The sequence below is a fragment of the Sandarakinorhabdus sp. AAP62 genome, from assembly GCF_000331225.1.
In the GTDB taxonomy this organism is placed as follows: domain Bacteria; phylum Pseudomonadota; class Alphaproteobacteria; order Sphingomonadales; family Sphingomonadaceae; genus Sandarakinorhabdus.
The window spans coordinates 23,371-37,218 of record NZ_ANFY01000002.1; the positions used below are offsets into that span (position 1 = coordinate 23,371).

The following is a 13,848-nucleotide window of genomic DNA, read 5'->3' on the forward strand; positions in this document are numbered from 1 at the left end:
CGAAAAAGTCCCGCTGGTATATCAGCCTCTTGAAATGGGGGCTGGTTGCCGGCCTTGCAGCCGTGATTGCGCTGAGCGTCGCGGTCGCGCTGGCCTATCGCGATCTGCCCGGCTTCGACGACATGAAGCGCAGCCCCAATGGCCAGCCGGTGGAGATCCGCGGCGACGATGGCACGGTGCTGGCCAGCTTTGGCCCCAGCTATGGCGAATGGTTGCGCTATGCCGAGATTCCGGCGACGATGAAGAACGCCATGATCGCGGTGGAAGACCGGCGCTTCTGGTACCACCCCGGCATCGATCCCATCGGCATCGTGCGATCGTTCGTGGTCAACACCGCGCGCGGCAACAAGGCGCAAGGCGCGTCCACCGTCACCCAGCAACTGGCGCGCAACCTGTTCCTTACCGCCTCAAAGGATTACACGCGCAAGCTGCGCGAAGTGGTGCTGGCGCTGGCGATCGAGCGCAAGTTTGCCAAGGAAGATATTCTCGAACTCTATCTCAACCGCGTCTATTTCGGCGGCGGCGCCTATGGCATCGATGCCGCGTCGCGCAAATTCTATGGCCACAGCGCCCGCCGGCTCAGCCTTGAGGAAGCCGCCATCATCGCCGGACTGGTGAAGGCGCCGTCGCGCTTTTCGCCGTCTGCCGATGCCGAAGCGGCCCGGACGCGCGCCGCCACCGTGATTGCGGTGATGGTCGATCAGGGCGGCATCACCGCCGAAGAAGCCACCGCCGCCGATCCGCGCCTGGTGCAGTTCGCGCCGCAGGCCCGCCCGGCCGGCGTGCGTTATTTCACCGATTGGGTGCTGGCCGAACTGGAAAATCTCACCGACGAAGCCAATGAACCGCTGCTGGTGGAAACCACTCTGAACGCCGCCATGCAGCGCCATGCCGAAGCCGCCATCCGCACCGAAGCGCCCAGGGGCGCGCAGGGGGCGCTGGTGGCGCTGGCCCGCGATGGCGGCGTGAAGGCGATGGTAGGCGGCACCGATTATGTGCGCTCCAACTACAACCGCGCAATCGTGGCGCGCCGCCAGCCCGGTTCGGCGTTCAAGTTCTTCGTTTATGCCGCCGCGCTGGAAAGCGGCGTGACGCCCGACGATATCTATGAAGACAAGCCGGTGAGCATCGGCAACTGGAGCCCGAAGAACGACAATGGCCAGTTCGTTGGCCAGGTCACCGTGCGCCAGGCCTTTGCCCGATCGATCAACACGGTGGCGGTGCAGTTGGCCGAACAAGTGGGGTTCGACACGGTCGCCGAAATGGCCCGTCGCTTCGGCATCACCACGCCGGTGAGCCGCCAGCCGGCCATGGCGCTGGGCGCTTCGGAAGCCACCGTGTTCGAAATGACCAACGCCTTTGCCACCGTGGCCAATGGCGGCCAGGAAAACACGCCCTTTGCCATCACCCGGATTTCCACCGGCACCGGCCGCGTGCTCTACAACCGCAACGAGGGCGAAACCCGGCAGGTGGTGGCACCCGTCGTGGCCGCGCAGATGACGCAGCTGATGCAGGCTGCTGTCGAAGAAGGCACCGCCCGCGCTGCCCAGATCGGCCGGCCGCTGGCCGGCAAGACCGGCACCACCACCAGCAACAAGGATGGCTGGTTCATCGGCTTTTCCAGCGGCATCACCACCGGCGTATGGATGGGCCGCGATGATGCCAGGGCGGTGCGCGGCCTCGCCGGCGGTCGTGCCCCGGCCCGCGCCTTCGCCCAGTTCATGGCCCGCGCTGTCGGCGGCACCCCGCCCGAACCGCTGGCGACCGAGATCATCGAGGAAGGCCTGGGGCCGGAGCCAGACGCGCAAAGCTATGGCATCACCATCGAGGATGCACCGCCCATCGAAGGCGAGGCCCCGCCCGCCGACGATCCACCACGGCTGGACGACAATTGGCTGGACAAGACGTTGAAGGAACCGGCTGAGCCGCAGCTGGACTGACATTCTTCTCCCTTCCCTTTCAGGGAGGAGAGATTCAGCGCAGCCGCACCCAGGCCGGCGCATGGTCGCTGGCCTTTTCCTTGCCGCGCACATCCTTCATCACGCCGGCATCCTGCAGCCGGTCCGCGGCGGCGGGTGACAGCAGCAGATGATCGATGCGGAAGCCATGGTCGCGCTGCCAGCCGCCAGCCTGATAATCCCAGAAGCTCCAGATGCCGCCCACCGGATGAAGCTGACGCACCGCATCCGTCCAGCCCTGCCACAAAAGCTGGCGATACGCTGCCACCGATTGCGGCTGGCGCAGCGCGTCATCCCGCATTGCGCTCGCATCCCAGATGTCATCGTCATTGGGAATGACATTGTAATCGCCGGCCAGCACCACGGGCAGGCCGGCTTCCAGCAGACCGGCAGCATGGGCGCGCAGCCGCTCCATCCAGGCCAGCTTGTAGTCGAACTTGGGGCCGGGTTGCGGATTGCCGTTGGGCAGGTAGATGCTGGCCACACGCACGCCCATCACCTCGGCTTCCAGATAGCGCGACTGTTCGTCGGTCTCGTCACCAGGCAGGCCACGCTGCACTTCTGTCGCCGGCTCGCGGCTGAGGATGGCGACGCCGTTGAAGCCCTTCTGGCCGTGGACAAGGCAATGGTAGCCCGCCTCACGCAGCGTCTCGACAGGGAAATTCTCCGTCATCGTCTTGATTTCCTGCAGGCAGGCGATGTCGGGCCTTGCCTCCTCCAGCCATTCCAGCAGGCGGGGCAGGCGGGCGTTGGTACCGTTGATGTTGAAGGTCGCGATCAGCATGGGCGAACCCTAGGCGCTCAAGTGGCGAGCTTCAACAGCGCCGCGATCGTGTCGGCTTCATGCGCCGGCTTGTCGGTCCGGATGCGCGATATGCGCGGGAAGCGCATGGCCAGGCCGGATTTGTGACGGCTGGAAGCGTGAATGCTGTCGAACGCCACTTCCAGCACCAGCGATTTTTCAACCTCCCGCACCGGGCCGAACTTCTGCAGCGTGTTGGTGCGCACGAACTTGTCGAGCATGGCCAGTTCGGCATCGGTGAAGCCGCTGTAGGCCTTGCCAACGGGCAGCAAATGGCCATCGGGCGTCCAGCAGCCGAAGGTGAAATCGCTGTAGAGGCTCGATCTTTTGCCATGGCCGCGCTGGGCATACATCAGCACGCAATCGGCGGTGAGCGCACTGCGCTTCCACTTGAACCACTGGCCTTGCCGGCGCCCAGCCACATAGGGGGCATCGCGGCGTTTCAGCATCAGGCCTTCGATGGCGGCATCGCGGGCGGCGTCGCGCAAGCGCGCCAGATCGTCCCAGCTGCTGGCCTCTACCAGCGGCGACAATTCGAACCGCGCGGGATTCAGGCCGGGCAGCACCGCTTCCAGCCGGGCGCGACGCGCTTGCCACGGCAGGGCGCGCATATCCTCGCCGGCATGGGAGAGCAGATCATAGACACGGATGAAAGCCGGCCGCTCGGTCATCAGCTTCGCCGTCGGCGCCTTGCGTCCCAGTCGCTGTTGCAGCGCGTTGAAACTGCCCGAGGCGGCGATGCCGTCCGCCTGGCCCTCCCCGCGCACCAGCAATTCGCCATCCAGGGCCAGCGGTTGATCAAGGCTGATATCGGGAAAACTGGCCGAGATATCGTCGCCGGTGCGGCTGAACAGGCGGGTCTGGCCGCCGGCGTGGACGATCTGCACGCGGATGCCGTCCCATTTCCATTCCGCCACGTGCGTCGCCAGATCGAGCATCATCCCGTCTTCAAGCGGGCTGGCCAGCATGAATGGCCGGAACACCGGCACATCGCCCGCCGTCGGCTGCGGGCCCTGCCCGCTCGCCCAGGCAAACAGCGGTGCGAACGGCGGCACCAGACCGTGCCACACTTCCTCCACCGCCTCCACATCGAGGCCAAAGCCTTGCGCGAAGCCGGTCTTGGCCAGGCGGGCCGAAACACCGATCCGCATCGCGCCCGTCGCCAGCTTGATCAGCGCATAGCGACCCTGCACGTCGAGCCGATCAAGCAGCGCCGCCACGACCGCTGGCGAGTCCTTTCGTGACAAGCCGGCCAATTGGCCGATAACGGCATCAAGGCTGGGACTGGCGGGCCGGTCGCCGGGCGGTTCTGGCCACAACAGCGAGATGGTTTCCGCCATGTCACCCACGAAATCATGGGACAGCGCAAACAGCGTCGGATCCACCCGCTCGCCAATCAACGCCTTCAGCAGGCTGGGCTGCACCGCCTTCAGATCAAGCGTGCCGGTGAGCGCCGCCAGCGCCCAGCCACGATCGGGATCGGGGGTCGCCAGCAGATAATCCGCAATCAGCCGCAGCTTGGCAGTGCGGCTGCGCGTGTAGAGCAGCGCATCGAGCAGGCGGGCAAAGGCGTCCATCGGCAATCACCCCATTAGCATGGCCGCGCGAGTTGCGCTAAGGCGCTCAGCCTATGAGAATGCGCGATCTCGAAAAGGCCAGCGGTGTCGGGCGGGAAACCATCCGTTTCTACATCCGCGAAGGCCTGCTGCCGGAGCCGGACAAGACCAGCCCGAACAGCGCCCGCTATTCCGAAATCCACGTTTCCCGGCTGAAGGCGATCAAGCGCCTGCAGGAAGAACGTTTCCTGCCGCTGGCGGTGATCCGCACCCTGCTGGAAGCCGACGATGGCGACCGCTGGCTGCTGCCCGATGTGTTCCCCACGCTGGATGCGCTGCTCGCCCAGCGCCTCGAAGACGGCGGCCCGGCCCGGGTGGTGTTTGATGATCTTGGCCTGCCGCCGCATAGCCGCGAGCATCTGGATGACCTGATGATCCCGCTGGCCGAAGACGGTACCATCAGCGCCCGCGATGCCGCCATATTGCGCACCGTGCAGCGGCTCGATGATATCGGCTTCACGCCGGAACTGGGTTTTGATGGCGGCCAGATGCGGCTCTACAACGTGCTGATCGACTGGTTGACGGCACAGGAAGTCCGCCACTTCCTCGAACATACCGCCGGCCATGTTGGCGAGGCCAAGGCGCTCGACATGGCCGAACAGGGCATTTCGGTGATCAACGAACTGCTCGGCCAGTTGCGCACGCGGGCGCTGTTGCGCAAGCTCGCCGAGCGGCGGATCATTGCCAACGACAATGGGTGAAGGACAGGCCTTGCACAAGATTTCCTGGATGATTGCTGCAGCCCTGCTGGGCGGCACGGCGCTGCGCGCGCAGCCTGCCCCGGCCCCCGCCACCGGCCAGGTGCGCATCCTGGCCACCGGCGGCACCATTGCCGGCAAGGGCAATGCGACGGGCTCCAGCTATCGTTCGGGCGCCGTTTCCGTGGACGATCTGATTGCGGCGCTGCCGGGGGTGGACAAGATTGCCCGGGTTGCCGGCGAGCAGATCGCCAACGTGCCGAGCAGCGACATGGACGAGAGCATCTGGCGCAAGCTTCATGCCCGCACGCTGGCGGCCTTTGCCGATCCGGATGTCGCCGGCGTTGTTGTCACCCACGGCACCGACACGCTGGAGGAAACCGCCTTTCTGCTCAGCCTGATCCTGCCGCCAACCAAGCCGGTGGTGGTAGTGGGCGCGATGCGGCCCAGCACCGCCGTTTCCGCCGACGGGCCGCAGAACATGCTGGATGCGATCAGGGTCGTGACCTCGCCCGCATCCGCCGGGCGCGGCGTGATGGTGGTGATGAACGACACGATCTTTGATCCGCGGTCCGTCACCAAGTTCGACGTGAACCGGATCGAGGCCTTCACGGCCCCCAGCCGCGGCCCGATTGGCCATGTGCTCGGCCTTTCGCCGCGCTTTTTCGGGCCGCCGCAGCCGCAGCCCGAAACGCTGACGCTTGGCGACGCCAGGCTGCCGCGCATTGCCGTTGTATATGCCTATGCTGGCCAGACCGAAGACGAAGTGCGCGACATCGTGCGCAATGCCGATGGCGTGATCGTGGCCGGGGTGGGCACCGGCGGCGTTTCCAGCGGCGCCCGCAAGGCGCTGCGGGCACTGGCGGAACGAAAGATTCCGATGGTCACCACACCCCGCCAGGGCCATGGCGACGTGCGGCGCGCAGAGCCGCCGCCGGCACCGAAATCGGACGATGATGATGACCGGGTGCCAACGATCGGTGGCCGCGAACTCACCCCGGCCAAGGCGCGCATCCTGCTGATGCTGGCCCTGCAGAAACCGCGGACGTATGCCGAACTGCAGGCAATCTTCGACCGGGCCGGCACGACGAACTAGAAACCGGCGGACACCGTAATCGTTGGCCCGCTGCCCGGCGCGGCATTGCCGCCCACGCGCTGCCCCCAGTCCGCTTCGAGGCGGATGCCCTTCACGCTGGCGCCGAGCGAGGGACCGACGTCAACGCGCCACACGTCGGGCGAGCCCGTCTGCACGCTGGCCCAGGTGGCGGCGTGGAGTGACGTCGGGCCAAGCCGAACGAGCCGGGCCCGGGCCTGGCCGCCAGCATAGACCTGGCCCGAATCGAGCACGCCAGCTTCGCCATAGCCCTCCAGCCGCTGCCAGCGCCCGCCGGCCGCAAGCCGCGCGGTGAAGGCGCCACGTGTGGCATCGCCGAGCGGAACCAGCCGTTCCACCGACACGGACACACCGGGCAACAGGCTCTGGCGCAGGCCCAGCGCCACTTGCGCTGTTTCACCGCGCACGCCGCTGGCATCGGCCGCCACATTGGCACGCGCCACCAGCGCCAGCGGGTGGCGGGCATAGGGATCGGTGAGCCACGCGATGCTGCCCCCCACCTGCCCGCCGCCCAGCACGGGTGACGCCGCAGCGCCAGGCTGATTGGCCGCCACGCCGCCATCGCGCAGCAGGGCAAAGCCGCCCACCTGCCAGCGCCGGCCCAGCGCCGCGCGCTCTGCCTGCCAGGGGCGGTTGTCAGGCTGCAGGACAAGCGCGGCATCGAACAAAGCCGCGGCCTGACGGCGCTGGCCCGCCCGCAGCCGATCATAGGCGCGCGAGGCCAGGGTGAAGGCCGGATCGGGCGGTATCAGGCGAGCGGGCGGCGGTGCGGGCGGCGGCACAGGCGGCGAAGGCGACGGCGCGGGCGGCTGGGGCGCAGACAGCGGGATGTTCAGCGGCGCTGATGGACTGGCCACCGGCAGCAGCAGCGCACGGACGGGCAAGGCCAACAGCGGCGGCGGTGCCGGCTGCCGCAGCGGCATCACGGCCGGCTTGGCAGGCGGCAGCATGACGGCCACGGCGGGAGGCCGGGGCGTGACTGTCGCCAGCAGCGCCATCTCCGCCACCTCGTGCTGCATGGCCGGCAGCCGCACGATGATCCACAGCGCCAGCAGCAGCCCCAACCCGGTGAAGGCCCGCAGCGGCCGGCCAGTCAGGCCGCCCCCTGTCATGGTGCCGAACCGGCCGGCAGGACGGGGAAGCGGTGCAGCGTCTTGTCCCACGCCAGGCGGCGGCCAGAGCGCAGCGCTTTCGCATAGAGCGACAACGCCCGCAGCGCCGCCATGGCGTTGATCATATTGCCGACCAGCGCCCGCGGCGTGGCCAGCAGGGCTTCGGCCACACCCTGCACGCGCAGCGTGAACAGCGCGCGCACCAGCAGCCGCCAGCACAGCAGGGTCCAGTTCAGCCACAACAGCGCCCGCGTGAGGCCACCGGCCACCGGCGGCAATTGCGCCGCCATCGGCAACGCCAGCCGCAGCAGGCCATCGATGCCCAGCAGCAAGGCGATCACATAGGCAGACAGTGTCAGCAGCGCCATCAGCGGCGCCTTGCGATCGCGCAGCAGCATCCAGCGGTTCACCCAGCCGCCGCGCCACCCCAGCCGATCCCAGCCCGCCAGCGCGATGCCGATCAGCCAGCGCGATTTCTGCCGCACCGCCGCCGCAAGGGTGGCCGGAAAATGTTCGCGTGTGGCCACCGGGCCGTCTTCAGCCTTCACCCACACCAGCCGGCCTCGCCCACCCAGCGCATGGACATGCTGGCCCAGTTCATAATCCTCGGTCAGGCTGGCGGCATCAAAGGGCAGGCCGCCCCGGGCATCGGCGATGCGGCCCAACATGGCGCGATCGATGGCCACGCCAACACCGGCTGCCGGCACCGCTGCACCCAGCCAGTGCCGCACCAAGAGGTCCTTGGCATGGGCTTCGGCAAATTCATCGATATAATGGCCGGAAATCAACGGGCTGTCAGCATCGGGCAGCGGCAGCACCGGCAATTGCACCATGGCCGATTGCGGCAGATGCGCGGCAAATACCGCCAGTTCGTGCGCGTGCACCACGTCTTCGGCATCGTGCAGCACGACGGCGGCAAAGCGCCGCCCGGTGGCGACTTCCTGCGCAAGCGCCGCTTGCCACAAGCCATTCAGGCAATCGGCCTTGGTGGTAGGACCGGGCGCTTCGCCAATCACCGCGTGCAGGCGAGGATCCGCCAGCGCCGCCACGGCCGCCTGGCCCTTGGGATCATTGGGATAAAGGCCAACGAATACGGTATAATCCGGCCAGTCCTGCGTGGCGAGCAGGCGCTGCAGCATGGCGCCGATCACGGCCGATTCGTCCCAAGCCGGGATCAGGATGGCAAAACGCGGCAACGCCGACCCTAGCCGCGATACTGGCGGGAACGGTTGCGGCGCACGCCGGTGGCGCGGCATCAGCAGCCAGAGCAGATCAATGGCCAGATCATCCAGGCCGTTGATGGCGACCAGCAGCGCCACCAGCAACAGGGCTTCCGCCAGCGCAACATGCCACAGGGCCAGCAATTCAGGCAGCATCATGGCCGATGGCTCGATGGGGGGTGGATGCCCCAGCCTGCCCCAAAATCTGCGCACGGGGAGGGCCGTTTGCAGGTGGGTTCGGCAGGCCGGGGCATCCTCGGCAGGACAGCGACAGGCGCAGGGTCAAAACGCCTGTTCATTCTCCCGGCCGATGGGGGACAGGGTCAACACGGGCCGGGCGATTTCCCAGGCACCACGCAGACGCTGCAAAGTGGGTTCGTTGACGAAGATCTGCAGGGCCGCGACGGCATTCACGCCTTCGCCGTGCGGCATGCCCAGCGGCTCTGCATCCCAGCCGATCGAAAGCAGGCTGGGCAACCAGGGCAGATGCGTCACCATCGTGTAGCGGGTGATGCCGGCGGCCAGCGCGTGTTCGAACAGCGCGATGGAAAGCTGGCGGCGCACCTGCAGGGCTTCGCTGCGCGACAGGCCCGGCGACGTCACCAGCCGGGTGATCTCGCAGACATCGGGCCCGGCGGGCACGGCATCGGCGCACAGATGGGCGAACTTGTCACCCAGCAGATGCGCGCCGGTGGACGGCAGCAACCGCACCGAACCGAGATGCCGGCCGGTTTGTGGCTGGTGGACGATCAGATAGAGCGTGTCATCGCCGTCATATTCGTCGATCTCGTGCAGACCATCGGGTGATTGCAGATCCCAGCCCAGCCGGTCCATCAGCACGATCTTGCGATCCTTCAGCATGGCAGACCGCAGCGCCGCGCGGGCATTGCCCCGGCTCGCCACCGCCGCCGCCGGGCCGTGCACGTCGCGCCACAGGCCAGAAACGGCCTGGATATTGTGACTGGTTCCCGTTGTTGCCGTGCCAAACATCGTCTGTCTCCCCACCGCTGTGATCAGATGTGTGGCGCCTGTTGACGGGTGCGCGCCATATCCCTGACAAGGGGCAATGACTTTGACCGGCGAACTCCAGTATCTCTCCCTGATGGACCGTGTGTGGCGCGAAGGCGTGACCCGCGGCGACCGCACCGGCACCGGCACCCGCGCCCTGTTTGGCGAGACGCTGAAGTTTGATCTTTCCGACGGCACGGTGCCGCTGCTCACCACCAAGCGCGTGTACTGGAAATCGGCGGTGAAGGAACTGATCTGGTTCCTGAACGGCGAATCGAACATCCGCCCCCTGGTCGAACAGGGCGTGCATATCTGGACGGATTGGCCGCTTGATGCCTATCGCAAGGCCACTGGCGAGCAATTGAGCCGCGATGAATTCGAAGCGCGGATCATTGCCGACGATGATTTTGCGGCGAAGTGGGGTGATCTGGGGCCGGTATACGGCGTGCAGTGGCGGCGCTGGCCGCGCTATGCCGCCAACGAGGATGGCAGTTTCCGCGCCGACACGCCGTTCGACCAGATGGCGGAGCTGGTGCACGGCCTGAAGCACAATCCGGCCAGCCGCCGCCACATCTTCACCGGATGGAACGTGCCCGAACTGCACCGCATGGCGCTGCCGCCCTGCCACATGACCTACCAGTATTTCGTGGCCCCCGATTCCAACGGCGTTACCCGTCTGTCGGGCATCCTCTACCAGCGCAGTTGCGATCTGGGTCTGGGCTTTCCGTTCAACATCTTCGAAGCGGCGGTGCTGATCCGCATGCTGGCGCAGCAGTGCGGCTATGAACCCGGCGAGCTGACCTGGATGGGGGCGGATTGCCACCTCTATCTCAATCACGAGCATCTGGTGAGGGAGCAGCTGGGCCGCGCGCCGCGCGCCTTCCCCCGCCTCGATTTCGCGCGCCAGCCGGAGGATCTGTTCAGCTACCGGCTGGAGGATTTCCTGATCACTGGATATGATCCGCATCCGCATATCGCGGCGCCGGTGGCGGTGTAGGGATATAGATTGTTATGGAGTCCATTGTTCAACTTGTTGGGATAATTGTAACCGCAATTGTCGCTAACAAAGGTCTAGGAGTCTGGGAGGATCAAAAGATAGGCTCAAAAAGAATTGAAATAGCCGAAGACCTATTCATTTCATTTCTCGAATTCAAACAGGACGTAATTTATATTACAAATGGCGTTGTCTGGAATAATGAAATTTCGAACAACAAAGATGAACTAGAAAAACTAGTTCCTGCAGAATATTATGAAAGATGCATAAGCGTTTTTGCATACATTAAGCGTCGAGAAAAACGCAGGGAAAAATTAGTCTCGTTTTTTACTAAGAAGCATTTAGCCTACGCCTATTTTGGAAAGGATATTTACGATTTATACGACAGATGCGAGAAATTGTTCAATGAAATATCCGTAGGTCTTGACATGATTTGGGAGCATCAATCGCATTATATTGGTCGGTTTGACCGTGAATTTTACAATTCTCTGGATGAACTTGTAACCTTGGGATTACGCGTCAAACATCCAAAGCGTATCGAGCTAGAAAATATTGCTGAAGAGGCGACGAAAATTTTTCATAAAACTCTTGGATTAAATATACAGAAAAAATTGTCGTGGAGAGAATGGCTGTGGGGCTAGACATCACCATGGTTGTCGCCCGCGCCAAGAACGGCGTGATCGGCAAGGATGGCACCATGCCCTGGCATCTGCCGGCCGACCTCAAGCGCTTCAAGGCGATCACCGTCGGCAAACCCGTGGTGATGGGTCGCAAGACCTTCGAATCGATCGGCAAGCCCCTGCCCGGCCGCCACAATATCGTGCTCACCCGCCAGCCCGGCTGGACGGCGGAAGGCGTGACCGTGGTGCCCAACCTGGCCGAAGCCATTGCCGCCGCCGGGCTGGACCCGCGCATCCGCGGCCACATCATGATCATCGGCGGCGCAGAGATTTACGCCCTGGCCCTGCCCATCGCGACGCGGGTGGAATTGACCGAAGTGGACGCAGAACCGGAAGGCGACACCTTCCTGCCGGCATTCGATCCAGCGCGTTGGGAAGAAGTGGCGCGGGTGACGCACGAAGCCGAGGGCGGCAGGCCGGGATATGCGTTCATCACGCTGGAACGGCGATAATCGCCGGTTTTTGGAGGGATTTGCAGTGAAGAAGCTGGTTTGGGGAACAGCGGCGCTGGTGGGCGTCGCGGCAGTGGGCTTCTTCGGCTTTGCTCCCGATATCGTCGCGCGGGGTATGAACCAGCATACGGGGGCGACCTGGCCGGTGAGCGCCGAGGCGCAGGCCCTGCACAAGACATTGACCGTGATCGATCTCCACGCCGATACGCTGATGTGGAAGCGTGATCTGCTGTCGGAATCCAGCGATGGCCATGTTGATCTGAAGCGGCTGGAGACCGGCAATGTCGCGCTGCAGGTCTTCTCCAGCGTGACCAAGACCCCGCGTGGCCAGAATTACGAAAAGAACAGCGGCGAGACCGACAATATCACCCCGCTGGTGATCGCCCAGATGCAGCCCACCCGCACATGGGGCAGTCTGCTGGAACGCTCGCTCTGGCACGCCGAAAAGCTGCACGATGCGGAACAGCGCGCCGGGGGCCGCTTGCGGATCATCAAGACGCCAGCCGACATGGCCGGCCTGCTGAACGACCGCGCGGCGGGCAAACGCGTGACCGGCGCGTTGCTCTCCACCGAGGGCGGGCAGAATCTGGAAGGCCAGCTTGCCAACGTGGCCAAGCTGCATGCAGCCGGTTTCCGCATGCTGGGGTTGGCGCACTTCTTCGATACCGAACTGGCCGGTTCGATGGCGGGGGAGAAGAAGGGCGGGCTCACTGCACTGGGCGCCGAAGTGGTGCGTGAGGCGGAGAAGCGCGGCATGATCATCGATGTCGCCCACAGCAGCCCGGCCGCCTATGCCGATGTGCTGAAGATTGCCACGCGGCCTGTGGTGGTGAGCCACGGCGGCGTGAAGGGCACGTGCGATACCCCGCGCAACCTTTCAGATGATCAGCTGCGCGCGCTCGCTGCCAATGGCGGCGTGGTCGGGATCGGTTACTGGGATGCCGCCATCTGCCAGCCGACACCGGAGGCCACGGCCAAGGCCATCCTGCACGCGGTGAAGGTGGCCGGCATCGATCATGTCGGGCTGGGCAGCGATTATGATGGCGGCACCACGGTGGGTTTCGATACCGCGCATCTGGATGTTGTCACCCAGGCGCTGATGCAGGCGGGCATGAGCGCGGCCGATATCGGCAAGGTGATGGGCGGCAATACGGCACGGCTGCTTGCCGCCGGGCTGGCTCCTCGCTAAGCCCGCTGGCCATGGAACTGATCGCATGGATGTGATTTCTGGGGGTGCCGCCCTGCCCGGCCACTTGCGTGGCGGCATCGTGGCGCTGGGCAATTTCGATGGTTTTCACGCCGGCCACCAGGCTGTGGTCGGCGCCGCGCGTGATTGGGCGCGAAAGCTTGGTCGGCCGGCGCTGGTCGCCAGTTTCGATCCCCACCCGGCCCGGCTGTTCCAGCCCGATGTGCCGGCGTTTTCGCTTTCCACCATTGAACAGCGCGGGGAATGGCTGGGCCAGTTCGGCATGGATGGCGCGGTGGTGATGCCGTTCAACCGGGCGCTGGCCGCGCTTTCGGCCGAGGAATTCGTGGAAGAATGGCTGGTGGCGCGACTGGGCGTGGCCGGCGTGGTGACGGGGGGCGATTTCACCTTCGGGCGCGGGCGCAGTGGCAGCGTGACCGATCTGGAACGGCTGGGCCTGGCACATGGCTTTGCCGCACGGGTGGTGGATGCGGTGCAGGATGGCAGCGGCACGATCAGTTCGACGCGGGTGCGCGCCCTGCTGCGCGATGCGCGGCCGGGCATGGCGGCGGAATTGCTCACCCGGCCGTTCACGATCCGTGGGCTTGTGGAACATGGCGCCAAGCTGGGCCGCTCGCTGGGCTTTCCCACCGCCAACATGGTGCTCGGCGATTATGTGCGGCCGGCCTATGGGGTTTATGCCGTCCATGTGGTGCTCCCCACGGGCGAGCGCGTCGACGGAGTCGCCAATCTCGGCATCAGGCCGATGATCGAGCCGCCGTTGGAGCTGCTCGAAACCTGGCTGATGGACTGGAGCGGCGATCTTTATGGCCAGACGCTCGATGTGCAGCTGGTCGCTTACCTCAGGCCCGAAATGAAGCTGGACGGGCTGGATGCACTCAAGCGCCAGATTGCCGCCGATGCCGATGCGGCCCGGCGGATGCTGCGCGGCTGAATCACCTCTCCCCGCCGGGGAGAGGTCGACTCGCGCGCAGCGCGGCGGGAGAG

General features: G+C 65.3%; 13 protein-coding genes. 8 read left to right on the top strand and 5 right to left on the bottom strand.

Going from position 1 to position 13,848, the window contains the following annotated elements; translation table 11 throughout:
• Nucleotides 1-62 precede the first annotated feature (62 nt).
• Nucleotides 63-1,940, top strand: a complete 1,878-nt coding sequence (locus D619_RS0100165) for a PBP1A family penicillin-binding protein (RefSeq protein WP_243442586.1) — start codon at nucleotides 63-65, stop codon at nucleotides 1,938-1,940.
• A gap of 34 nt (nucleotides 1,941-1,974) precedes the next feature.
• On the opposite strand, the gene xth is transcribed toward D619_RS0100165, so the two are convergent.
• Together xth and D619_RS0100175 are read right to left on the bottom strand one after the other, a co-directional pair.
• Nucleotides 1,975-2,742, bottom strand: coding sequence for an exodeoxyribonuclease III (xth, locus tag D619_RS0100170; RefSeq protein ID WP_017666528.1), 768 nt, complete (start codon nucleotides 2,740-2,742; stop codon nucleotides 1,975-1,977).
• A 17-nt stretch (nucleotides 2,743-2,759) separates the two neighbouring features.
• Nucleotides 2,760-4,337: a cisplatin damage response ATP-dependent DNA ligase gene (locus D619_RS0100175; protein WP_017666529.1), complete on the bottom strand. Its 1,578-nt coding sequence runs from the start codon at nucleotides 4,335-4,337 to the stop codon at nucleotides 2,760-2,762.
• 59 nt (nucleotides 4,338-4,396) lie between these two features.
• On the opposite strand from D619_RS0100175, the gene D619_RS16975 reads away from it, so the two are divergent.
• Both D619_RS16975 and D619_RS15065 read left to right on the top strand, forming a co-directional pair.
• Nucleotides 4,397-5,077, top strand: a complete 681-nt coding sequence (locus tag D619_RS16975) for a MerR family transcriptional regulator (protein ID WP_017666530.1) — start codon at nucleotides 4,397-4,399, stop codon at nucleotides 5,075-5,077.
• Between the two features lie 10 nt (nucleotides 5,078-5,087).
• Nucleotides 5,088-6,170 carry an asparaginase gene (locus D619_RS15065; protein ID WP_193743228.1) on the top strand — a complete coding sequence of 361 codons (1,083 nt, stop codon included), beginning with the start codon at nucleotides 5,088-5,090 and terminating at the stop codon, nucleotides 6,168-6,170.
• On the opposite strand, the gene D619_RS0100190 is transcribed toward D619_RS15065, so the two are convergent.
• The 3 genes from D619_RS0100190 to D619_RS0100200 form a co-directional block, all read right to left on the bottom strand.
• Nucleotides 6,167-7,300 carry a hypothetical protein gene (locus D619_RS0100190; RefSeq protein ID WP_017666532.1) on the bottom strand — a complete coding sequence of 378 codons (1,134 nt, stop codon included), beginning with the start codon at nucleotides 7,298-7,300 and terminating at the stop codon, nucleotides 6,167-6,169. The two genes, D619_RS15065 and D619_RS0100190, sit on opposite strands and share 4 nt — an antisense overlap.
• On the bottom strand, nucleotides 7,297-8,679 hold the full coding sequence (locus D619_RS0100195) for a glycosyl transferase family protein (protein ID WP_017666533.1): 1,383 nt from the start codon (nucleotides 8,677-8,679) through the stop codon (nucleotides 7,297-7,299). Before D619_RS0100195 ends, D619_RS0100190 begins: the two co-directional genes overlap by 4 nt.
• A gap of 123 nt (nucleotides 8,680-8,802) precedes the next feature.
• Nucleotides 8,803-9,510 carry an acyl-homoserine-lactone synthase gene (locus tag D619_RS0100200; protein WP_017666534.1) on the bottom strand — a complete coding sequence of 236 codons (708 nt, stop codon included), beginning with the start codon at nucleotides 9,508-9,510 and terminating at the stop codon, nucleotides 8,803-8,805.
• Between the two features lie 76 nt (nucleotides 9,511-9,586).
• Here D619_RS0100200 and thyA point away from each other — a divergent pair, with 76 nt between their 5' ends.
• The 5 genes from thyA to D619_RS0100220 are packed head-to-tail and all read left to right on the top strand — an operon-like array spanning nucleotide 9,587 to nucleotide 13,795.
• Nucleotides 9,587-10,525, top strand: a complete 939-nt coding sequence (gene thyA / locus D619_RS0100205; protein WP_017666535.1) for a thymidylate synthase — start codon at nucleotides 9,587-9,589, stop codon at nucleotides 10,523-10,525.
• A 14-nt stretch (nucleotides 10,526-10,539) separates the two neighbouring features.
• Entirely contained in the window at nucleotides 10,540-11,163 is a 624-nt protein-coding gene (locus D619_RS17725) for a hypothetical protein (protein ID WP_152417217.1), read from the top strand.
• Entirely contained in the window at nucleotides 11,148-11,654 is a 507-nt protein-coding gene (locus D619_RS0100210) for a dihydrofolate reductase (RefSeq protein ID WP_033372649.1), read from the top strand. The genes D619_RS17725 and D619_RS0100210 overlap by 16 nt, the downstream gene beginning before the upstream one ends.
• 25 nt (nucleotides 11,655-11,679) lie before the next feature.
• A complete protein-coding gene (locus D619_RS0100215) occupies nucleotides 11,680-12,843 on the top strand; it encodes a dipeptidase (RefSeq protein WP_017666537.1) in 1,164 nt (387 codons plus the stop codon).
• Between the two features lie 25 nt (nucleotides 12,844-12,868).
• Nucleotides 12,869-13,795, top strand: a complete 927-nt coding sequence (locus tag D619_RS0100220) for a bifunctional riboflavin kinase/FAD synthetase (RefSeq protein WP_017666538.1) — start codon at nucleotides 12,869-12,871, stop codon at nucleotides 13,793-13,795.
• The last annotated feature ends 53 nt before the right edge of the window (nucleotides 13,796-13,848 follow it).